The sequence below is a fragment of the Oryzobacter telluris genome, assembly GCF_043099285.1.
GTDB classification, from domain to species: domain Bacteria; phylum Actinomycetota; class Actinomycetes; order Actinomycetales; family Dermatophilaceae; genus Oryzobacter; species Oryzobacter telluris.
This window is the reverse complement of sequence record NZ_CP170723.1, coordinates 3218139-3238412: the sequence shown is the minus strand read 5'-3', so window position 1 is coordinate 3238412 and position 20274 is coordinate 3218139. Positions and strand designations below refer to the sequence as shown.

Below are 20274 nucleotides of genomic sequence, written 5' to 3'. Positions count from 1 at the left end.
GGTCAGTCCTCCTTGGGGGGCAGCCCGGCGGTGCGCTCGAGGTCGTGGTGGCTCTCGATGAGGCGGATGGTGCCCGACCGGCTGCGCATGACGATCGAGTTCGTGGTGGCGCGGCCGCTGCGGTATCGCACCCCGTGGAGGAGGTCGCCGTCGCTGATGCCGGTGGCGACGAAGAACGAGTGCTCGCTCGTGACGAGGTCGTCGGTGGTGAGGACGCGGTCGAGATCGTGCCCGGCGTCGATCGCCTTCTGTCGCTCGTCGTCGTCGGTGGGCCAGAGCCTGCCCTGGATGACGCCGCCCATGCACTTGATGGCGCAGGCGGTGATGATGCCCTCTGGTGTGCCGCCGATGCCGAGCAGCAGGTCGATGCCCGAGGTCTCGCGGGCCGCCGCGATGGCGCCGGCGACGTCGCCGTCGGAGATGAACCGGATCCGGGCGCCGGCGTCGCGGACCTCCTGGGCGAGTGCCTGGTGCCGGGGGCGGTCGAGCATGACGACCGTGACGTCCTCCGGCTGCTCCTTCTTCACCTTGGCGATCCGGCGGATGTTCTCGGCGACGGGCAGGCGGATGTCGACGACGTCGGCGACCTCGGGGCCGGCGACGAGCTTGTCCATGTAGAACACCGCGCTCGGGTCGTACATCCCGCCGCGGTCGGTGACGGCGAGGACGGCGATCGCGCCGGGCATCCCCTTGGCGCACAGCGTGGTCCCGTCGATCGGGTCGACGGCGACGTCGACCTCGGGGCCCGTACCGTCGCCCACCTTCTCGCCGTTGAAGAGCATCGGGGCGTCGTCCTTCTCGCCCTCGCCGATGACGACGGTGCCCTGCATCGAGACGGTGGAGATCAGGGTGCGCATCGCCGTGACGGCCGCGCCGTCGGCGAGGTTCTTCTCGCCGCGTCCGACCCAGCGCCCGGCGGCCATGGCCGCGGCCTCGGTGACCCGCACCAGCTCGAGCGCGAGGTTGCGGTCCGGGTAGAGGGCAGGTGTGCTCTCGGGCATCTCGTCCTTCAGGTCTCACGACGACGGCGGCGGCGGGGTCAACCCTAGCGCCGGGGGCGATTGGGCGTCCGCGCCGCCCGTCGGCGACGATAGGGGGGTGAGCACGCCCACCGCACCGCCGAGCCGCTACTCCATGGGCTCCACGAAGAACCTCGTGCTGTCGCTGTTCGCGGTCCTCGGGATGGTCGCCGTTCTCGTCCTCATCGTGCCGCGCGTCAACTCGGTGAGCGGGCCGCCCGTCGACGTCCACGCCACCGCCGTGGGCGTCAAGGCGAAGACCGGCTGGCCCATCGTCGAGGCCGTCGGGCTGCCGGAGGGATGGACCACCACCTCGGCCCGGTACGTGCGCACCACCGACGGGTTCATGACCTGGCACGCCGGCTACCAGACCCCCGAGGGCACCTACGTCGCCGTCGAGCAGACCCGCGACCCCAGCCGGGCGTGGATCGACGCGCAGACCAACCGCGCCCCGCGCGCCGGCACCCTCGACGCCGCCGGGCTCACCTGGACCAAGTACGAGCGCGACACCAAGGTGCAGAACAGCCTGCTCCACGAGTCGACGACGCCCGGCGAGCTGGCCACCCTCATCACGGGCACGGCCACCTTCGCGGAGATGACCGACTTCGCGACGTACCTCAAGCCCGTCGAGGGCTGACCTCGGCAGAGCCGCTGTGGCAGGGTCGTCCTCGACCCGAGGAGAGGGGATCCGCCATGGCCCGCACGGTCACCGCCCACCTGTTCCACGCCGTCAACGGCGTCACCGAGGCTCCCGACCAGTGGCAGTTCGACGCGTTCGGCCCCGAGGAGATGGAGCTCATGGGCAGCGCCATCGGCTCGGTGACCGACGTCGTCATCGGCCGCCGGCTGTGGGAGGAGTGGTCGCAGTACTGGCCGCAGGCGCAGGAGGGCGACCCCTTCGCCGCGTTCATCAACCCGGTGCCCAAGCACGTCGTGTCCACCACGCTCGGGGACGACCTGCCGTGGAACAGCACCCGCATCGAGGGCGACCCGGCCGCGTACGTGCGCGAGCTGGCCTCGGGTGACGGCGGCGGCATCAGCGTCGTCGGCGGTGTCGAGACGGTGCGCGGCCTGTTCCTCGCCGGGGTCGTCGACGAGCTGACGCTCACCACTCACCCCGTCATCGGGGCGGGTCGGCGGCTGTTCGACGACTCGGTGCCGGTCACCCGGCTGCGGCTGCTCGACGCCACGCCGACCTCGGCCGGCAACGTCATCGTGCGGTACGCCCTGCGGGACTGACGCCGCGGGCGCGTGCGTCAGGCCTGGGGGTTGACCCGGGCCTCGGCGGCGTCGAGCCACTGGCCGCAGTGGGCGGCGAGGACCTCGCCGCGCTCCCAGAGCCGCATGCTCTCCTCGAGGCCGGCCTGGCCGTTCTCGAGCCGGGCGACGATGTCGACGAGCTCGTCGCGCGCCTGCTCGTAGCCGAGCCCGGCCACGTCGGCGTGGTCGGCTGCTGCCTCGGGCTCGACGCCCTGTGCCTTCTTCGCCATGTCGGGCAGCCTAGCCACGGGTGCCGACGTCGTCGCTGCCGACCGTGCGCACGCCGAAGTCGCCGCGGGCCACCCGCACCCGCAGCAGGTCGCCGACGGCCAGCCCGGCCGGGTCGGTGACCACGGTGCCGTCGGGCTCCTGGACGATGGCGTAGCCGCGGTCGAGGGTCGACTGCGGCGACAGGGCGCGCACCTGGAAGCGCAGGTGCGCGAGGTGGTCGTGGGCGCGGTGCAGCTGGGCGCCGACGCGGCGGTGGGCGCGGTCGCGCAGGGCGTCGACGACCTCGCGCTGGGCGCGCACGAACGCGCCACGGTCGGTGAGGACGGGCCGGCTGCGCAGCTCGACGAGGCGCCGGCGCTCGTGGTGCAGCCGTCCGGTGAGGGCGCGGTGGGCCCGGTCGCGGGCGGCCATGACCCCGGCCCGCTCGGCCTCGGCGTCGGGGACGATGGCCTTGGCGGCGTCGGTGGGGGTGGAGGCGCGGTGGTCGGCGACGAGGTCGAGGAGCGGGGTGTCGACGTCGTGCCCGATGGCGCTGACGACCGGCGTGCGGGCGGCCGCGACGGCTCGCAGGAGCGCCTCGTTGCTGAACGGCAGGAGGTCCTCGACGCTGCCGCCGCCGCGGGCGATGACGACGACGTCGACCTCGGGGTGGGCGTCCAGCTCGGCGAGGGCCGCGCTGACCTCGGCGACGGCGTTCTGCCCCTGCACGGCGACCTGGCGGATCTCGAACTGCGTGGCGGGCCAGCGGCGCAGGGCGTTCTCGACGACGTCGCGCTCGGCGGCGCTGGCGCGACCGCAGACGAGGCCGACCCGGCGGGGGAGGAAGGGCAGGGGCTGCTTGCGGTCGCGGTCGAACAGCCCCTCCTGGGCGAGGTGACGCTTCAGGTACTCGAGGCGGGCGAGGAGCTCGCCCACACCGACGGGCCGGATCTGGCGGGCGTCGAGCATCAGGCTGCCGCGCTGGGTCCAGAACGACGGCTTGGCCTGGAGGACGACGCGCGCCCCCTCGCCGAGCGGGCCGGGCATGGCGTCGAGGGCGTTGACGTGGATGGAGACCGACAGGCTCATGTCGACGTCGGGGTCGCGCAGGGTGAGGTAGGCCGTGCGGGCGCCGGGCCGGCGGGTCAGCTGGACGACCTGTCCCTCGACCCAGAGCACCGACATCTTCTCGACGTACTCGCCGATCTTCATCGAGAGCAGGCGTACCGGCCAGGGCTGCTCGGCCGTGGTGTCGACGGCCCGCTCGGGCAGCGGCGGACGCGACGGCGGGGTGCTCACGGCAGGAACTCTAGGTGCGGCCGCCGTCAGCGCAGGCCGGTGCGCCGCCGCGCCGCGCGCACCATCGCCTTGCGCAGGTCGCGGACCGGCAGCGGCGGGGGGAGGGCGGCCGCGTCGTCATGGGCGCGGCACCCCTCGAGCACGAGGGCGACGTGCCGGTGCCACGCCTGCGGGGCGTCGTCGCGGGTCGCCTCGAGGATGCCGGCGATGGCGAAGGTGATGACCGGCAGGTCCTCCGGGGTGAGGTCCCGCCGGATGACGCCCGCCGCCTGGCCGCGCTCGATCACCTCGACGACCGTCGCGTACCCCTTCGCGCGGACCCCGTCGGGGCCGCGGACCGGGAGGCCGGCCGTCTGGAGGAGGTGGGTGAAGCCGCGGTCGCGCGACTCGAGGTCGCTCATCCCGGTGACGAGGGCCGAGAACGCCGACCAGGGGTCGGGGTCCGAGCGGGCCCGGTCGAGGAGGGCCGCGAAGGCCTCGAAGGCCTCGGCGAAGGCCTCGACGACCAGGGCGTCGCGGTCGGGGAAGCGGCGGTAGAGCGTGGCGATGCCGACCCCGGCCTCGTCGGCGACGGCGGAGAGCGGCGCCTGCACGCCCTCACGGCCGAAGACCCGACGGGCGGCGGCGAGGAGCCGGGCCCGGTTGCCCTCGGCGTCGGCGCGCAGGCGGCGGCCGCAGGGTTCGTCCGCGGCTGGCGTCGTCATCGACCCAGCATAAGTGGAATAGATCCTCCACTTGGCATGTTGCCGCCTCCAGCCAAGCGGAGGATGGCCTCCGCTTCCGTTGCCAAGGAGCTCCGCATGAACACCGTCGTCTGGGTCGTCCAGGTCGTCCTCGCCATCGCCTACCTCGCGGCGGGCGTGCTGAAGACCACGCAGTCGCGCGAGGCGCTCAAGGCCAAGGGCCTGGACTGGGTCGACGACTTCTCCGACGGCACCGTGAAGCTCATCGGCGCCCTCGAGGCGCTCGGCGCCATCGGGCTCATCCTGCCCGCGGTCACCGGCGTGCTCCCGTGGCTGACGCCGGTCGCCGCGCTCGGCCTCGTGGTCGTCCAGGCGCTCGCGATCCGGGTGCACCTGCGCCGCGGCGAGGCCAAGGTCGTGCCGGTCAACGTCGTGCTCCTCCTCCTCGCGGCGTTCGTCGCGTGGCAGCGCTTCGGGCCGAACGCGTTCTGAGCCGGGCGGGCGATTCGGGTGCGTCGGCCGGTCCACCTACGATGGAGGGCATGGCTGACCCCACGAAGCGCGTGCTCCTCGCGGCCCCCCGCGGCTACTGCGCAGGTGTCGACCGGGCGGTCGTGACGGTCGAGAAGGCCCTCGAGCTCTACGGCTCGCCGGTCTACGTCCGCAAGGAGATCGTCCACAACAAGCACGTCGTCACCACGCTGCAGAAGCGCGGGGCGATCTTCGTCGACGAGACCGACGAGGTGCCCGAGGGCGCCACCGTCGTGTTCTCCGCGCACGGGGTGGCCCCGGTGGTGCACGAGGAGGCCCGCGCGCTGTCGCTGCGGACCATCGACGCCACCTGCCCGCTCGTCACCAAGGTGCACCGCGAGGCCGTCCGGTTCGCCGACGCCGACTACGACATCCTCCTCATCGGCCACGAGGGCCACGAGGAGGTCGTGGGCACCTCGGGCGAGGCGCCCGAGCACATCCAGCTCGTCGACGGCCCCGACGACGTCGCCAACGTCACCGTGCGCGACCCCGACAAGGTCGTCTGGCTCTCCCAGACCACGCTGTCGGTCGACGAGACGATGGAGACCGTGCGGCGCCTGCGCGAGCGGTTCCCCTCGCTCCAGGACCCGCCGAGCGACGACATCTGCTACGCCACGCAGAACCGCCAGCTCGCCGTGAAGCAGATGGCGGCCGACTGCGACCTCATGATCGTCATCGGCTCGCGCAACTCGTCGAACTCGGTCCGGCTGGTGGAGGTGGCGCTCGAGCACGGTTCCCGCGCAGGCCATCTCGTCGACTACGCCGACGAGATCGACGAGACCTGGCTCGACGGCGTCGCGACGGTGGGTGTGACCTCGGGGGCCTCGGTGCCGGAGATCCTCGTGCGCGAGGTGCTCGAGTACCTCGCCGCGCGCGGCTACGCCGACGTCGCCCCGGTGGTCGCGGCCGAGGAGTCGATCATGTTCTCGCTGCCCACCGAGATCCGCCGCGACCTCAAGGCCGCCGGCAAGTCGGACAAGATGCGGCACGACGCCTCGTTCGCCGAGGCCGGGTCCCTCCACTGACGACACGGAGTCGCTGAGATGCCGCACGTCGCCGCCACCTTCGAGGACTTCGCCTCGGCCGGACGCCTGCTCCACGACTTCAACACCGAGTTCGACGACCCCACGCCCGGTCCCGAGGCGCTCGCGGTGCGGATCGCCGGGCTCCTCGAGTCCGGTACCGCCGACGTCCTCCTCGACGGCGCCGACGACGGGGAGCCGTCGGCCGTCTGCGTGCTGCGCTACCGGCCCTCGCTGTGGTCCGAGGCCGACGAGTGCTACCTGGCCGAGCTGTACGTGGCGCCCGCGGCGCGCGGGACCGGCATCGGTCGGCGCCTGCTGCGCGCGAGCATCGAGCGGGCCCGTGAGCAGGGGTGTGACTTCATCGACCTGTCGACGAGCGAGGACGACGTGGCCGCGCGGCACCTGTACGAGGCGGAGGGGTTCCGTCGCACCGAGGGCGCCGGCGGACCGCTGACCTTCCACTACGAGATGGACCTCTGAGCGGTCGGGTCGCGCTGCGCCGAGGTGAGCAGCTCGGAGACCGTGGCCGTGCGGTAGCCGCGGCGGGCCAGCTCGGGGAGGAGCCGCTCGAGCAGCGGAACGACGCCGGCGCGGCTGGCGAGGCCCTCGTGGAGGACGAGCACCGACCCCGGCCGGACCCGCCGGAGGACGAAGCGCACCGCGCGCTCGACGTCACGCACCTCGTCGTCGCGGACCGCGACGGAGCCCAGGACGGTCGTGTACCCGAGCTCGGCAGCATCGCGGAGCTGGCCCGGACGCACCCAGCCCGACCCGGGCCGGTAGAGGACCGGACGCGCTCCCGTGGCCCGGAGGACTGCCTCATGCGTGCGCTCGAGGTCGCGGCGGAACGCGTGGCCGGACGAGAGCACGGCGGCGGCGTCGTCCCAGCCGTGGTTGCCGACCTCGTGGCCGGCCTCGGCGACGGCCCGCACGACCGCGGGGTGCGCCTCGACCCTCGACCCGAGGACGAAGAAGGTGGCCCGGGCCGCGTGCGCGCCGAGCACCTCGAGGAGGCGGGGGGTGAGGGCAGGGTCGGGACCGTCATCGACCGTGATGGCGAGCGCCCGAACCGCCGTCGGGACGTGGACGACGACGCGGTGCTGGCGCGCGAGCAGCCGGGCCAGGGGCGGCGGCTGCGCCCAGACCGCCGCTCCCGCTGCCGCCAGGACGGCGGCCGCGAGGACGGCGGGACGCGCCGCCGGCATCGTCAGCCGACGTCGCGACGGGGGCGGGGGACCTCGACGTCGAGGAGGAGCTCGGCGCGCGACTCCTCGGCCGTGGCGGCGTCGATGAGCTCGTGGGCGGTGAGCAGCCGCGGGGCGGTCTCGACCGGGGTGAGCACGGGGATCTCGTCGCCGACGAGGTCGAGCTCGGACATGCGGCGGGCCGACACCAGGACGCGCGACTCGAGCGCGCCCACCATGGCGTTGTAGGCCTCGACGCTGCTCTGCAGGCTGCGGCCCACCTTGGCGGTGTGCGCCCCGAGCGTGCCCAGCCGGCGGTACAGGTCGCGGCCGAGGTCGAGGAGCTCGCGTGCGCTGGAGGAGAGGGCGTCCTGCTGCCAGGTGAAGGCCACGGTGCGCAGGAGGGCCATGAGCGACCCGGGGCCGACGAGGACGACCCGCTGGGAGAGCGCCTTCTCGTGCAGGCTGGGCTGCGCCGCGAGGGCGGCACCGAGCATCGCGTCGCTGGGGACGAAGCAGACGACCATCTCGGGCCCCTGTCGGAACGCGGACCAGTACTCCTTCGCCGCGAGGGCGGACACGTGGCGGGCGAGGCCGGCGGCGTGTTCGGCCAGCAGCGCGGCGCGGTCGTCGTCGTCGAGGTCCTCGGCCTGGGCGTCGAGGAACGCGGACATCGGCGCCTTGGCGTCGATGACGAGGACCTTCGCCCCGGGCAGGCGGACGACGACGTCGGGACGGACACCCTGCGAGTGCGCCGAGACGGCCGAGACCTGCTCGTCGAAGTCGCACCGCGGCAGCATCCCGGCGGACTCGAGGACGCGGCGCAGCTGCACCTCGCCCCAGGCCCCGCGGACGGTGGACGAGCGCAGCGACCCGGCCAGCGAGGCCGTGGTGCGCCCGAGGTGCTGGGTCTCGCCCTCGACCCGCGACAGCAGCGCCCGCAACGAGCCGAACTGCTCGACGCGGTCGCGCTCGAGAGTGCCGACCTGGCCCTCGACCCGCAGCAGCGCGTCCTTGAGCGGGGCGAGCAGTGCGGCGGTCTCCATGTCCTCGGCGAGGGAGGTCTCGAGGTCGAGCACCCGCTCGCGCAGCAGGTCGCGCTCGGTGGCCAGCGACGCCGACTGTGCCGCGAACAAGAGCCGGGACAGCGCGACCGCACCGCCCGCCCCGACGACGAGACCGACCAGCGCCCACACCCATCCGCTCATGTCGGGAACCCTCCCACGGGGCACCGACAGGGCCCGGGCAATCCGCCGGCCGCAGGAGTCCGAACCACTGACCCGCGTCGCCTCTCGCAGCGACGGCTCCGGAAGGACTCTCTCGTGCCCCTGCTCCAGGACTTCTCCGCCACCACCCTGTCCGGCACCCCCCAGGACCTCGACGCCTACGCGGGCAAGGTCGTGCTCGTCGTGAACACGGCGTCCCAGTGCGGCTTCACGCCTCAGTACGACGGCCTCGAGCAGCTGTGGCAGGAGTACGGCGACCAGGGACTCGTCGTCCTCGGCTTCCCCTGCAACCAGTTCGGCGGCCAGGAGCCGGGCACCGCCGAGGACATCGGCGAGTTCTGCCGGGTCAACCACGGCGTGACGTTCCCGCTGTTCGACAAGGTCGACGTCAACGGCGCCGACGCCCACCCGGTGTTCCAGTGGCTCTCCACGGAGGCCCGGGGCGCGTTCGGCAGCACGAAGGTCAAGTGGAACTTCACCAAGTTCCTCGTCGGCCGCGACGGCACGCCGATCAAGCGCTTCGGGTCGAGCACCAAGCCCGAGAAGCTCGCGGCAGCGGTCGAGAAGGCGCTCGCGGCCTGACCCGACCGGCCGCCACCGCCGGCAGAGGCGCCGCCGGTAGGGTCGCCGCTCATGCTGTCGGGGTGGTTCCTGGCCCGCCCGGCCCGCCTCCCGCTCGTCTTCGGGTCCTTCATGGTCGACTGGGACGACTTCCTCCCGCCGGTCCCCGACGACGTCCGCGTCGAGAACGCCACCTTCGTGGCCGAGCGGCTGCAGGCCCGGCTGGGTGGCAGCCTCGTCAGCGGCGAGGGGTAGCCTCGCGGCATGCCGCCACGCGAGGAGACCGAGCGGGATCGGTTGCGCCGCATCGCGATCCTCAACGCGCGCCTGCCGAAGAAGCGGACCATCGCCCAGGGCGTGCTGCGCAACCCGGCCGGCGAGGTGCTCCTGTGCGAGCTCAGCTACAAGAAGGAGTGGGACCTGCCGGGCGGCGTCGTCGACCCCGGTGAGTCGCCGGCCACGTGCGTCGAGCGGGAGGTCCAGGAGGAGCTCGCCATCGAGGTGACGGCCGGTCGCCTGCTCGCCGTCAACTGGCTGCCGCCGTGGCGCGGGTGGGAGGACGCCCTGCTCTACCTGTTCGACCTCGGCACCCACGAGACCGGTGAGCTCGACCCGTCGCGCTTCCTCCGCCGTGAGATCGCGGGTGCCCACTGGCTCCCGGTGGCCGACGCGGCACCGCGCGTGGCCCCGTACACGGCCCGGATGCTCGAGCTCGCCTCCGACACCGTGCACCCGCTCTACCTGGAGAACAGCGAGCCGGTGGCCTGAGCGCGTTCGGCGGCCGGTTCGAGCGCCGTTAGACTCCTGTCCCCGTGGCCCTCACCATCGGAATCGTCGGACTCCCGAACGTCGGCAAGTCGACGATGTTCAACGCCCTCACGAAGAACAACGTCCTCGCGGCGAACTACCCGTTCGCGACGATCGACCCCAACGTGGGCGTCGTCCCGCTGCCGGACGACCGCCTGAACCGCCTCGCGGAGATCCACTCCTCGGAGAAGATCCTCCCGGCGACCGTGTCGTTCGTCGACATCGCGGGCATCGTGCGCGGCGCCTCGGAAGGGGAGGGGCTCGGGAACAAGTTCCTCGCCAACATCCGTGAGGCCGACGCCATCTGCCAGGTCGTGCGCGCCTTCGAGGACGGCGACGTCGTGCACGTCGACGGCACCGTGTCGCCCGAGTCGGACATGGAGACGATCCACACCGAGCTCGTCCTCGCCGACCTGCAGACCCTCGAGAAGGCCGTGGTCCGGCTCGAGAAGGAGGCCCGGATCAAGAAGGAGTCCAAGCCGCTCCTCGACAACGCGCTCGCGGCCCAGAAGGTCCTCGAGGAGGGGCACACCCTCTACGCGCACGGCGAGGCCGCCGGGGTCGACCTCGCGCTCGCCGCCGGGCTGGGCCTGCTCACCACCAAGCCGTTCATCTACGTGTTCAACCTCGACGAGGACCAGCTCGCCGACGCCGACCTGCACGCCCGGCTCGCGGCGCTCGTCGCGCCCGCCGACGCGGTCTTCCTCAACGCCAAGCTCGAGATGGACCTCATGGAGATGTCCGAGGAGGACGCCCTCGAGATGCTCCAGTCGTTCGGCGCCGAGGAGTCCGGGCTCGACCAGCTGGCCCGCGTCGGCTTCCACACCCTCGGCCTGCAGACCTACCTCACGGCCGGGCCGAAGGAGTCCCGCGCCTGGACGATCCGGCAGGGCTGGACCGCCCCGCAGGCCGCCGGCGTCATCCACACCGACTTCCAGCGCGGCTTCATCAAGGCCGAGATCGTCTCGTTCTCCGACCTCGACAGCGCCGGCTCGATGGCCGCGGCCCGCGCCGCCGGCCGGGTGCGCATGGAGGGCAAGGAGTACGTCATGCAGGACGGCGACGTCGTGGAGTTCCGCTTCAACGTCTGACGCTCGCGGAGCCCGGTCGGCAGGCCGGGTGGCACGCCCTTTCCGGGGCGGAACGGGGCACTCGGACGTCTCGAGAGCGTGCGGGCTGGGGACGGAATCATCGAATTCCTGCCCGTGTGACCTGCAGGTTTTCACGCACGACCGTGCCTGAGGATGGCCTGGTTTGACTATGTTCGCCGCTCCGAGCGCGGTGCTACGTTCAGCCAACTCGCGGCATGCGGGTCGCGGTGGCACCGACAGGACCGTCGCCGCCAGCAGGGTACTCCGATGTCAGACGCAGGACACGACAGGGGATTTGTAATGTTAGGACATTCTATTAGTAAAACATTTGTGCGCCGGATCGCGCTGGCCACGGCGGTGTCCGTGGCGATGGTCACCGGAGGGCTGGTCACCGCCGCGCCGGCGAGTGCAGCTCCGAGCCCGGACAGCGCAGGAACCGACTTCTGGCTCGGCTACATCTCCAACTTCTCCGGTGGCGGTGAGCTGACCTTGTTCGTCGCCGGAACGACCGCGACCACAGGTACGGTCGCGGTGCCGGGCCTCGCGTTCTCGGCACCGTTCAGCGTGACTCCGGGATCGGTGACCTCGGTGGTGGTCCCGCCCGAGGCGGAGATGACCATCGGTGCGGGTGTGGAGAACAAGGGCATCCACGTCACCGCCGGCGCGGAGGTCACGGTGTACGGACTCAACCGCATCCAGTACACGACCGACGCGTTCCTCGGCCTGCCTGTCGACGTCCTCGGCACGGACTACATCCTGCTGGGATCACCACCCGCCGCCGGTGCCTCGGAGGGCGGCTTCGTGGCCACGGCCGACGGAACGACGGTCACGGTGACGCCCTCGGCCGACCTGGACACGGGCGAGCCTGCTGGGGTGCCGTTCGCCGTGGCGCTCAACCAGGGACAGACCTATGAGCTCACGTCGTCGGCCGGAGACGTGTCCGGAACGATCGTGACCTCGAACAAGGCGATCTCCGTCTACGGCGGAAACAGCTGCGCGAACATCCCGGCGGGATACTCCGCCTGCGACCACATCGTCGAGCAGATGCCGCCGACGACCGCCTGGGGCAAGTCGTTCGTCACCGTTCCTCTCGCGACCCGCCTCAACGGTGACACGTTCCGGATGGTCGCCAGCACCAACGCGACCGTGGTGAAGGTCAACGGCGCGACCGTGGCCACGCTGAACCGCGGCCAGGTCCACGAGCAGATCGTGGTCGGCGCGGCGCAGATCTCGGCGGACAAGCCGATCCTGCTCGCCCAGTACTCGAACGGCAGCAGCTACGACAGCGTGACCTCGGACCCGTTCGAGATGCTGGTCCCGCCCACGGAGCAGTTCCTGCCCTCGTACACGGTGTCGACGCCGGCAACGGGGTTCGGCATCAACTACATCAACGTCGTCGCCCCCACGTCCGCCGTCGGGTCGGTGCTCCTCGATGGCGCTGCGACGCCGGCGGGAAGCTTCGCCCCCATCGCGGGGACGACCTTCAGCGGCGCACAGCTCAGTGTCGGCCTCGGTAGCCACACCGTCAGTGCGGCCCTCCCCGTCGGGGTGTTCACCTACGGCTATGCCGACTACGACTCCTACGGCTATCCCGGTGGCGCCTCCTTCGCCCCCGTGGCGACGGTGAGCTCGCTGACGCTCGCTCCACCCACCGAGACGCTCTCCGTGGGGTCGAACGGCTGCGTGACCGCGACCGTGAAGGACAGCACCAACGCGGCCGTGGTCGGCGTCAGGGTGGACTTCGCGGCCGGTACCTCGAACACGGCGAGCGGGTTCGCGTTCACCGACGCGGCAGGCACGGCACCGTTCTGCTACACCGGAGCGAACGCCGGCACCGACACGATCACGGCGACCCTCGGGTCCCTGACGGCCACCGCGACCAAGACGTGGACCAGCGTGACGACCAACCACCCGCCGACCATCACCGGTGGGAGCGGAACGGTCGTCTACAGCGACGCCATCACCCCGTTCAGCATCACCTACGGGGATGCCGACGCCAGCGACACCCTGACGGTGTCGGCGACCGGCCTGCCTGCGGGACTCACGTTGACGGACAACCAGAACGGCACCGCGACCGTGTCCGGAACCGACACGGCCGCTCCGGGTTCCTACCCGGTCACGTACCGGGTCAACGACGGGCACGGGCCGGATGTCACGGCGACCGGAACGATCACGGTGCAGAAGGAGACGTGTGTCCTGACGCAGCCCGCGACGATCATGTCGGTGGCGACGGGGATGACGTCCCTGACGGCGAACTTCGGCGAGAACGACACCAGCTTCGGCGCCCGCAGCGGCAAGGTGGTGACGTTCACCGTCCGCAACAACGCGAACGTCGTCGTTGCAAGCCCGACCGCCAGCGCCGCTGCCAACGGCGACCTGACCGCGAGTGTCGCTCTCACCGAGGGCGTCTACTCGTACACGACGTCCTTCGCGGGTGACTCGTCCTACCTGGCCTGTGCGACACCGGCCGGCGCCGACACGATCGTGACCGTCGCCCCGGCGGCGTTCAAGGTCACCGGCGGAGGCTGGATCTCCAACACCGTCGGGCGGACGAGCTTCGGCTTCAACGCCAAGTCCGATGTCGGCGGCTTCCACGGGCAGCTCCAGATCCGCAACGCCAAGCGCAGCTTCCACGGCAACGTGGTGCTCACGCTGAGTGGTAGCGGCAACACCGCGACCTGGACCGGAACCGGGAAGTGGAACGGCATCCCGGGTCACCGCTTCGCCGTCACGGTCGTGGACAACGGCACCAGCGGCAAGAAGGGCGACACGATCAGCATCGTGATCACGTCGCCGAACGGGACCACCACCGTGTTCACCTCGGGTGGTGCGCAGCTCTTGAGGGGCGGCAACATCGTCGTCCACTGAGACAGCGACCCGTGAGCGGGCGGTCGGCCATCCGTGGCCGACCGCCCGCTCGTGCCGTCGCACCATCCGATGCGGATCCGCCACCGAACGCCCGCGCTGACAGACTGTGCGGTGGCTCCTTCATCCCCTGCGTCAGGAAGCGTCGTGCCCACGACCCGGATCACCTCGCGCAACGCCCGATTCCAGGTGTTGCAGACGTTGCTGACGAACCGCACCAAGCGGCACCGGGCGGGCGAGTTCGTCGTCCAGGGCGTGCGGCCCATCACCCTCGCGGTCGAGCACGGCTGGCAGGTGCGCGCCGTCATCCACGACCAGGACCGGGCCCTGTCGTCGTGGGCCCGTGGGGTGCTGGCGGCGGCTCCGGAGGCCGAGCGCATCGCGATGTCTGCCGACCTCCTCGCCGAGCTGTCGGAGAAGGACGAGGGTGCCACCGAGCTGCTCGCGGTCGTGGCGATGCCGCCCGACGACCTCGCGCGCATCGACGTCACCCCGGACCTGCTCGCCGTCGTCCTCGACCGCCCCACCCAGCCGGGCAACATCGGCGCGGTGATCCGCTCGGCCGACGCGTTCGGCGCACACGCGTGGTCACGACCGGGCACGCCGCCGACGCCTACGACCCGAAGTCGGTGCGTGCGTCGACGGGCTCGTTCTTCGCAACGCCTGTGGTGCGCGCCGCCGGCCACGCCGACGTGATGGAGTGGGTCGAGGAGCAACGACGTTCGGGCACAACGGTTCTCGTGGTCGCGACCGACGAGGACGGCACCGTCGACATCACGGACGCCGACCTCACGGGTCCGGTGCTGCTCCTGGTCGGCAACGAGACGTCGGGGCTGTCGCAGGCCTGGCGTGACGCCGCGGACGTCGTCGTCAGCATCCCGATGACGGGCTCCGCCAGCTCCCTCAACGCGGCCAACGCGGCCACGGTGGTGCTCTACGAGGCGAGGCGCCAGCGCCTCGCGAAGGACGGGGTCGGTCGATGAGCAGACGGTTCGAGGAGCTCGACTTCCAGGACACGCCGATGGGCGAGATCAGCCTGCGCCGCAGGCTCGAGCCGCAGCTGCAGGTCGACGTCTTCGAGGTGAAGCTCGGCGAGGAGTTCCTCATGTCGAGCCTGTTCCCCGTCGCCGAGATCGAGCTGGCCAGGCTGGGTCTGGCGGCCTGCGACGGCGACGAGCTCGACGTCGTGGTCGGCGGGCTGGGGCTCGGGTACACCGCGGCAACGGCGCTGGAGGACAACAGGGTTCGCTCGCTCGCGGTCGTCGAGGCCCTGCCAGCGGTCATCTCGTGGCACGAGCGCCGACTGCTGCCCGACGTCGACACGTTGACCCTCGACCCGCGCACCCGCCTCGTCGAGGGCGACTTCTTCGCCCTCGCCGCGGGGGAGGGGCCGTTCGGGGAGGGGACGCCGCAGCCCGTGCACGCGGTGCTCCTCGACATCGACCACACGCCGCGGCACGTGCTGCACCCCAGCCACGCGGCGTTCTACTCCCCGGAGGGGCTCCGGGCCCTGCGCCGCCACCTGCACCCGGAGGGCGTCTTCGCCCTCTGGTCCGACGACCCGCCGGACGAGGACTTCCTCGACCTGCTGCGCGACGAGTTCGCCACGGCTCAGGGACACGTCGTGCCGTTCGCCAACCCCCTCACCGGGGGAACGTCAGCCAACTCGGTCTACGTCGCCGTCGCCTGAGAACGGGTCGTGCCGACGGCGCCACCCTGTGACCGACGAGACGGTGACGCCGGGCTCGCCCTGGAGGACGATGGAGCCATGGCCGAGCACGAGGTCTCCGGGTCCGTCTCCACCCAGCTCGAGGACGCGCGAGCGCCCCTCGACTCCACCGGCGCCGTCGTCGCCGCCCTCGACGGCTCCGCGGCCGACGAGCCGGTCGCCGACTGGGCGGCCGACGAGGCGTCCCGGCTCGCGGCGCCCCTGCGGCTGGTCTCCGTCGTCGACCCCGGCTTCCAGCTGATGCCCTACGAGGCGCTCGTCAGCGCGACGCCCTCGCTGGCGCGACAGCTGGAGGAGGGCGCCCACCTCCTCCTCGACCGCGCGGCCGCGCGGGTCCGTGACCGGCACCCGGGGCTCGACGTCGCCGTCGCCGTCACGTGGGGTTCCCCGGCGGCCGGGGTGCTCGAGCTGGCCCGCCAGGCCCTGCGGCTCGTCGTCGGCGCCCCGCGGAAGGGACCGCTGGAGCGGGTCCTGCTGGGGTCGGTGGCGCTGCCGGTGGTGGCGCACGCGCCCTGCCCGGTGGCGGTCGTGCCCACGGGGACCGTCGTCGAGCCCTTGCGCCACCTCGTCGTGGGGGTCGACGGCAGCGAGGCCAGCCGCACGGCCGTGGAGCTGGCGTTCGCCACCGCCGCGGCCTCGGGTGCCACCGTCACGTGCGTCATCGGCTGGCACCTCGAGGTGCAGGACGGCGTGGTCGTCACCGAGCGCGGGTCCGACCGCTGGGCCGCGGTGGAGGAGCGCCACGTCGTGCGAGCCCGCCGCGTCGTCGACCCGGTGGCCGAGCGCTTCCCGGGTGTCACGTGCGACGTCGTGGTCCGCCACGGACCGCCTTCACGCGTCCTCGTCGAGGCCGGTGCCGAGCTGGGCGCCGACGCCCTGGTGGTCGCCAGCCGAGGGCTCGGCGGCTTCCGCGGGCTGCTCCTCGGCTCGGTGTCGCGACGCGTCATCGAGCACGCGGGACGCGTCGTCGTCGTGGCCCGCTGAACGAGCGGTTCCTCAGGCGCCGAAGGGCCAGCCGGGCGCCATGCCGGGCTCGCGACCGGGCTCGATGTAGTGCTCGCGGCCGAAGAACGCGGCGAACACGTCATCGGGCATCCCGAGCATCATCCCGACGTCCGACGTCTGGCTCGCGTGTGCCTCCAGGGCCTTGCGACGCGTGCCGAGGAAGTCACTGACGTCGACCTGCCAGTGGATCTCGGCCTCCGGGGTGCCGAGCGGGTTGCCGTCGTCCATCGGCTGGTCGGGGTCGAACCCCTCCTGCCCAGCGGCCGCGGCGGCCGCCGCGAACTGGCGCATCGCGTCACGGTTCATCGTGGACTCGAGCAGCCGCGGCGGGCGGGCGGCGAGCTCGGCCCCGCGGTGGAGGACCTGGTGGACCTTGACGTGGTCGGGGTGGCCGTAGCCGCCGTGCCAGTCGTAGCCGACCGCGATGTCGGCGTCCTCCTCGTCGAGGACGGCCGCGAACCGGGCCGCCGCCTCCTCGAGGGGCGCGGACGCGAAGGCGCCGTCGTGGCTGTTCTGCTCCCAGCCGGACATGCCGGAGTCGGCGTAGCCGAGCCACACGATGCGGTGGGTGCCGATGGCCTGGGCCGAGCGCTCGGCCTCGTCGCGGCGGCGGTCGACGAGGCTCTCGCCCTCGGCGAGGTCGTCGGGGGACTCGCCGTGGTCGCCGTTGGTGGCGTACACGACGACGACGCGGCTGCCCTCGGAGACGGCCCGGGCCATGGCACCGGAGGTCTGCGAGGCCTCGTCGTCGGGATGGGCGTGGAGGAAGACGATGGTCGGCACACGCCCATCATGCACACCCCCGCCGACACCCGTGCGCCACGAAGCCCCACACGGGCGAGGTGAGTCCCTACGGTGTTCCGTGGTCCGGCGGCCGCCGGGGTGCAGGGGTAGCACAGGGAGGTACGAACCATGGGTTCCCACGACGTCGTGGACCACGGGACCGTCGACCACGACACGGTCCCACCAGCGCGCAAGGGGCTGCTCGCCGTCGCGGGCGTGCTCCTCGCCATCCCGATCGTGGCGCTGCTCTGGGTCGACAGCTACGCGAAGGTCGAGCCGAAGGTCGCGGGCTTCCCGTTCTTCATCTGGTACCAGTTCGTCTGGGTCTTCCTGTGCTCTGCGCTGACCTACACGGCCTACCGCCTCGTCCTGGCGGCCCGCCCGCACCGGCCGATGACCGACCTCGAGGACGGCGGTGACGACGCATGAGCGGCATCAACGGCGTGGCCCTGGCGGTCCTCGTGGTCCTGTTCCTCCTCGTCACGGTCATGGGCTTCCTCGCCACGCGGTGGCGGCGCCCGACGAACATGGAGTCCCTCGACGAGTGGGGCCTGGGCGGTCGCTCGTTCGGCACCTGGGTCACGTGGTTCCTGCTCGGCGGCGACCTCTACACGGCGTACACCTTCGTCGCCGTCCCCGCGGCGATGTTCGCGGCCGGATCGGTCTCGGGGTTCTTCGCGGTGCCCTACACGATCGTGCTCTACCCGATCATCTTCATCTTCATGGGCCGTCTGTGGTCGGTGAGCCACCGGCACGGCTACGTCACCACCGCCGACTTCGTCCGCGGACGCTTCGGCTCGCGCTCGCTGTCCCTCGCGGTGGCGGTCACGGGCTTCCTCGCGACGATGCCGTACATCGCCCTCCAGCTCGTCGGCATCCAGGCGGTGCTCGAGGTCGTCGGCCTCGGCGGCGGCGACAACATCATCGCCAAGGACCTACCGCTCTTCATCGCGTTCGCGCTGCTCGCGGCCTACACCTACTCGAGCGGGCTGCGCGCGCCGGCGATCATCGCGTTCGTCAAGGACACGCTGATCTACCTCGTCATCATCGTCGCGATCATCTACCTGCCGACGAAGGTCGGCGGCTGGGACGCCGTGTTCGGCGCCGCCGAGGCGAAGATGGCGAACCCGAACCCGGTGGACGGCAAGCCGACCGGCGCGTTCGTCCCCGGCGAGATGCAGCACTGGGCCTACGCGACGCTCGGCCTCGGCTCGGCCCTCGCCCTGTTCATGTACCCGCACTCGATCACCGCGAGCCTGTCGGCCTCCAGCCGCAACACGATCCGCCGCAACGCCGCGATCCTGCCGGCGTACAGCTTCATCCTCGGCCTGCTCGCGCTGCTCGGCTGGGTCGCGATCGCCGCTGGTACCAAGCCGATCGGCCTCGACGGCAAGCCCAACCCGCAGCTCGTCATCCCGCAGCTGTTCGAGGACTCGTTCCCGTCGTGGTTCGCGGGCGTGGCCTTCGCGGCGATCGCCATCGGGGCGCTGGTGCCCGCGGCGATCATGTCCATCGCGGCGGCGAACACCTTCACCCGCAACATCTACAAGGAGTGGATCAAGCCGGACGCGACACCGAAGGAGGAGGCGAAGGTCTCCAAGCTCGTCTCGCTCATCGTCAAGGCGTTCGCGCTGGTCTTCGTGCTCGCGCTCGACAAGCAGAACGCGATCAACTTCCAGCTCCTCGGCGGCATCTGGATCCTGCAGACGTTCCCGGCGGTGGTCCTCGGGCTCTACACCCGCTGGCTGCACCGCTGGGCGCTGCTCGCCGGCTGGGCCGTGGGCATGGTCTACGGCACCTGGCAGGCGTGGAACGTCGCCAACCCGCGGGCCGGCATCAACCACTTCGGTGGGTCGCTGGCGACCATGCCGGTCATCGGCCAGCTGGGCTACATCGCGATGACGGCGTTCGTCCTCAACCTGCTCGTCGCGGTCGTCCTCACCCTCGTCCTGCGGGCCACCAAGGCGCCCGCCGGCGACGACGAGACGATCCGCGGCGACTACTTCGCCGACGCCGGTGACCCCCGGGTGAGGAAGGTGGCCCAGCCCATCCACCAGGAGGCGCCCAACCCGTAGCACGCAACCGCGGCCGCGTGCCCCGGGCCACCTAGGCTCGGGGCATGCGGATCGCGGTGACCGGTGGGTCGGGAAAGCTGGGCAGGCACGTCGTCGAGCGGTTGCGGGGGAGCGGCCACGACGTCGTCGTCCTCGACAGCCACGGGGAGCGCGCGCCCGGGTTCGTGCGGGTCGACCTCACCGACTACGGGCAGGTCGCCGACGCCCTCGGCGGGGTCCACGGCGAGCAGCCGCCCGTGGAGGCCGTGGTGCACCTCGCCGCGATCCCGGCACCCGGGCTCGCGCCGGACGCCGTGACCTTCGCCAACAACGTGCCCGCGACCTTCAACGTCCTGCACGCGGCGATCCGGCAGGGGATCCGGAGCATCGTCACGGCGTCGAGCGAGACGGTGCTCGGGCTGCCGTTCGACACCCCGCCGCCGTACGTGCCCGTCGACGAGGAGTACCCGGCGCGGCCCGAGTCGGTGTACTCGCTGGGCAAGCACCTCGAGGAGGTGATGGCGGTCGAGCTGTGCCGCTGGCACCCCGACCTGACGATCTCGGCGCTGCGGTTCTCCAACGTCATGGACGTCGAGGACTACGCCGAGTTCCCGTCGTTCGACGCCGACCCGGCGTTGCGCCGCTGGAACCTGTGGGGCTACATCGACGGGCGCGACGGCGCCCAGGCGGTCGAGAAGGCGCTGGCCCGTCCCGGGCCAGGGTTCGACCGCTTCGTCATCGCCTCGCCGGACACCGTGATGAGCAGGTCGAGCGCCGATCTGGTGGCCGAGGTGTTCCCCGGTGTCGAGGTTCGCGGCGAGCTGGGGGAGCACGAGACGCTGCTCTCGATCGACCACGCGCGGCGCGTCCTCGGGTACGCCCCCGAGCACTCCTGGCGGGACGTGGTCGGACGCACCTCCTGACCCTTGGCAGGATGGGGCC

At 71.9% G+C, this 20274-nt stretch carries 24 protein-coding genes; 17 read left to right on the top strand and 7 right to left on the bottom strand.

All coding sequences use genetic code 11. From position 1 onward, the window contains the following. Nucleotides 1-2: 2 nt before the first annotated feature. Entirely contained in the window at nucleotides 3-1001 is a 999-nt protein-coding gene (glpX, locus tag ACFLFB_RS15035) for a class II fructose-bisphosphatase (protein ID WP_392542988.1), read from the bottom strand. A 97-nt stretch (nucleotides 1002-1098) separates the two neighbouring features. Between glpX and ACFLFB_RS15030 the strand changes: the two genes are divergently transcribed. Both ACFLFB_RS15030 and ACFLFB_RS15025 read left to right on the top strand, forming a co-directional pair. Further along, nucleotides 1099-1656, top strand: a complete 558-nt coding sequence (locus ACFLFB_RS15030; RefSeq protein WP_392542987.1) for a DUF4245 domain-containing protein — start codon at nucleotides 1099-1101, stop codon at nucleotides 1654-1656. A gap of 56 nt (nucleotides 1657-1712) precedes the next feature. Next, the gene (locus tag ACFLFB_RS15025) at nucleotides 1713-2258 is read left to right on the top strand and encodes a dihydrofolate reductase family protein (RefSeq protein ID WP_392542986.1); all 546 of its coding nucleotides are present in this window, start codon (nucleotides 1713-1715) and stop codon (nucleotides 2256-2258) included. Nucleotides 2259-2275: 17 nt separating this feature from the next. Here ACFLFB_RS15025 and ACFLFB_RS15020 read toward each other — a convergent pair whose 3' ends face one another. Genes ACFLFB_RS15020 through ACFLFB_RS15010 form a run of 3 tightly spaced genes read right to left on the bottom strand, consistent with a single transcriptional unit; the run spans nucleotide 2276 to nucleotide 4492 of the window. Next, nucleotides 2276-2509, bottom strand: a complete 234-nt coding sequence (locus ACFLFB_RS15020; protein WP_392542985.1) for an exodeoxyribonuclease VII small subunit — start codon at nucleotides 2507-2509, stop codon at nucleotides 2276-2278. A 10-nt stretch (nucleotides 2510-2519) separates the two neighbouring features. After that, the gene (gene xseA, locus ACFLFB_RS15015) at nucleotides 2520-3788 is read right to left on the bottom strand and encodes an exodeoxyribonuclease VII large subunit (protein ID WP_392542984.1); all 1269 of its coding nucleotides are present in this window, start codon (nucleotides 3786-3788) and stop codon (nucleotides 2520-2522) included. 26 nt (nucleotides 3789-3814) lie between these two features. Then, nucleotides 3815-4492: a TetR family transcriptional regulator gene (locus ACFLFB_RS15010; RefSeq protein ID WP_392542983.1), complete on the bottom strand. Its 678-nt coding sequence runs from the start codon at nucleotides 4490-4492 to the stop codon at nucleotides 3815-3817. Between the two features lie 96 nt (nucleotides 4493-4588). On the opposite strand from ACFLFB_RS15010, the gene ACFLFB_RS15005 reads away from it, so the two are divergent. Genes ACFLFB_RS15005 through ACFLFB_RS14995 form a run of 3 tightly spaced genes read left to right on the top strand, consistent with a single transcriptional unit; the run spans nucleotide 4589 to nucleotide 6507 of the window. Then, entirely contained in the window at nucleotides 4589-4963 is a 375-nt protein-coding gene (locus tag ACFLFB_RS15005) for a DoxX family protein (RefSeq protein WP_392542982.1), read from the top strand. A gap of 50 nt (nucleotides 4964-5013) precedes the next feature. Next, nucleotides 5014-6027, top strand: a complete 1014-nt coding sequence (locus ACFLFB_RS15000) for a 4-hydroxy-3-methylbut-2-enyl diphosphate reductase (RefSeq protein WP_392542981.1) — start codon at nucleotides 5014-5016, stop codon at nucleotides 6025-6027. An 18-nt stretch (nucleotides 6028-6045) separates the two neighbouring features. Next, on the top strand, nucleotides 6046-6507 hold the full coding sequence (locus ACFLFB_RS14995) for a GNAT family N-acetyltransferase (RefSeq protein ID WP_392542980.1): 462 nt from the start codon (nucleotides 6046-6048) through the stop codon (nucleotides 6505-6507). On the opposite strand, the gene ACFLFB_RS14990 is transcribed toward ACFLFB_RS14995, so the two are convergent. Further along, a complete protein-coding gene (locus ACFLFB_RS14990) occupies nucleotides 6489-7232 on the bottom strand; it encodes a polysaccharide deacetylase family protein (RefSeq protein ID WP_392542979.1) in 744 nt (247 codons plus the stop codon). The two genes, ACFLFB_RS14995 and ACFLFB_RS14990, sit on opposite strands and share 19 nt — an antisense overlap. A gap of 2 nt (nucleotides 7233-7234) precedes the next feature. Further along, complete coding sequence (locus tag ACFLFB_RS14985; protein WP_392542978.1) at nucleotides 7235-8419, bottom strand: DNA recombination protein RmuC; 1185 nt, start codon at nucleotides 8417-8419, stop codon at nucleotides 7235-7237. Nucleotides 8420-8533: 114 nt separating this feature from the next. Between ACFLFB_RS14985 and ACFLFB_RS14980 the strand changes: the two genes are divergently transcribed. The 9 genes from ACFLFB_RS14980 to ACFLFB_RS14940 all read left to right on the top strand — a co-directional run bounded on the left by ACFLFB_RS14980 (nucleotide 8534) and on the right by ACFLFB_RS14940 (nucleotide 16474). Further along, nucleotides 8534-9019: a glutathione peroxidase gene (locus ACFLFB_RS14980; RefSeq protein ID WP_392542977.1), complete on the top strand. Its 486-nt coding sequence runs from the start codon at nucleotides 8534-8536 to the stop codon at nucleotides 9017-9019. A gap of 51 nt (nucleotides 9020-9070) precedes the next feature. Next, nucleotides 9071-9253, top strand: coding sequence for a hypothetical protein (locus ACFLFB_RS14975; RefSeq protein ID WP_392542976.1), 183 nt, complete (start codon nucleotides 9071-9073; stop codon nucleotides 9251-9253). A gap of 9 nt (nucleotides 9254-9262) precedes the next feature. Continuing rightward, nucleotides 9263-9766 carry an NUDIX domain-containing protein gene (locus tag ACFLFB_RS14970; protein WP_392542975.1) on the top strand — a complete coding sequence of 168 codons (504 nt, stop codon included), beginning with the start codon at nucleotides 9263-9265 and terminating at the stop codon, nucleotides 9764-9766. 44 nt (nucleotides 9767-9810) lie between these two features. Continuing rightward, on the top strand, nucleotides 9811-10896 hold the full coding sequence (gene ychF / locus ACFLFB_RS14965; RefSeq protein WP_392542974.1) for a redox-regulated ATPase YchF: 1086 nt from the start codon (nucleotides 9811-9813) through the stop codon (nucleotides 10894-10896). 330 nt (nucleotides 10897-11226) lie between these two features. Next, complete coding sequence (locus tag ACFLFB_RS14960) at nucleotides 11227-13764, top strand: post-COAP-1 domain-containing protein (RefSeq protein ID WP_392542973.1); 2538 nt, start codon at nucleotides 11227-11229, stop codon at nucleotides 13762-13764. Nucleotides 13765-13908: 144 nt separating this feature from the next. Further along, nucleotides 13909-14457, top strand: coding sequence for a hypothetical protein (locus tag ACFLFB_RS14955; RefSeq protein ID WP_392542972.1), 549 nt, complete (start codon nucleotides 13909-13911; stop codon nucleotides 14455-14457). Beyond that, nucleotides 14346-14744 (top strand): TrmH family RNA methyltransferase, encoded by a 399-nt coding sequence (locus tag ACFLFB_RS14950; protein ID WP_392542971.1) that lies wholly within the window; start codon nucleotides 14346-14348, stop codon nucleotides 14742-14744. Before ACFLFB_RS14955 ends, ACFLFB_RS14950 begins: the two co-directional genes overlap by 112 nt. Beyond that, the gene (locus tag ACFLFB_RS14945; RefSeq protein ID WP_392542970.1) at nucleotides 14741-15451 is read left to right on the top strand and encodes a spermidine synthase; all 711 of its coding nucleotides are present in this window, start codon (nucleotides 14741-14743) and stop codon (nucleotides 15449-15451) included. Before ACFLFB_RS14950 ends, ACFLFB_RS14945 begins: the two co-directional genes overlap by 4 nt. A 78-nt stretch (nucleotides 15452-15529) precedes the next feature. Then, on the top strand, nucleotides 15530-16474 hold the full coding sequence (locus tag ACFLFB_RS14940) for a universal stress protein (RefSeq protein WP_392542969.1): 945 nt from the start codon (nucleotides 15530-15532) through the stop codon (nucleotides 16472-16474). Nucleotides 16475-16486: 12 nt separating this feature from the next. Here the strand turns inward: ACFLFB_RS14940 and ACFLFB_RS14935 are convergent, their stop codons facing one another. Next, the gene (locus tag ACFLFB_RS14935) at nucleotides 16487-17278 is read right to left on the bottom strand and encodes a PIG-L deacetylase family protein (RefSeq protein ID WP_392542968.1); all 792 of its coding nucleotides are present in this window, start codon (nucleotides 17276-17278) and stop codon (nucleotides 16487-16489) included. A gap of 129 nt (nucleotides 17279-17407) precedes the next feature. Here ACFLFB_RS14935 and ACFLFB_RS14930 point away from each other — a divergent pair, with 129 nt between their 5' ends. From ACFLFB_RS14930 to ACFLFB_RS14920, 3 genes are read left to right on the top strand one after another with little or no spacing between them, the layout of a single operon-like run. Further along, the gene (locus ACFLFB_RS14930) at nucleotides 17408-17707 is read left to right on the top strand and encodes a DUF3311 domain-containing protein (protein ID WP_392542967.1); all 300 of its coding nucleotides are present in this window, start codon (nucleotides 17408-17410) and stop codon (nucleotides 17705-17707) included. Continuing rightward, nucleotides 17704-19353 (top strand): monocarboxylate uptake permease MctP, encoded by a 1650-nt coding sequence (gene mctP / locus ACFLFB_RS14925; RefSeq protein ID WP_392542966.1) that lies wholly within the window; start codon nucleotides 17704-17706, stop codon nucleotides 19351-19353. Before ACFLFB_RS14930 ends, mctP begins: the two co-directional genes overlap by 4 nt. 44 nt (nucleotides 19354-19397) lie before the next feature. Continuing rightward, complete coding sequence (locus tag ACFLFB_RS14920; protein WP_392542965.1) at nucleotides 19398-20255, top strand: NAD-dependent epimerase/dehydratase family protein; 858 nt, start codon at nucleotides 19398-19400, stop codon at nucleotides 20253-20255. The last annotated feature ends 19 nt before the right edge of the window (nucleotides 20256-20274 follow it).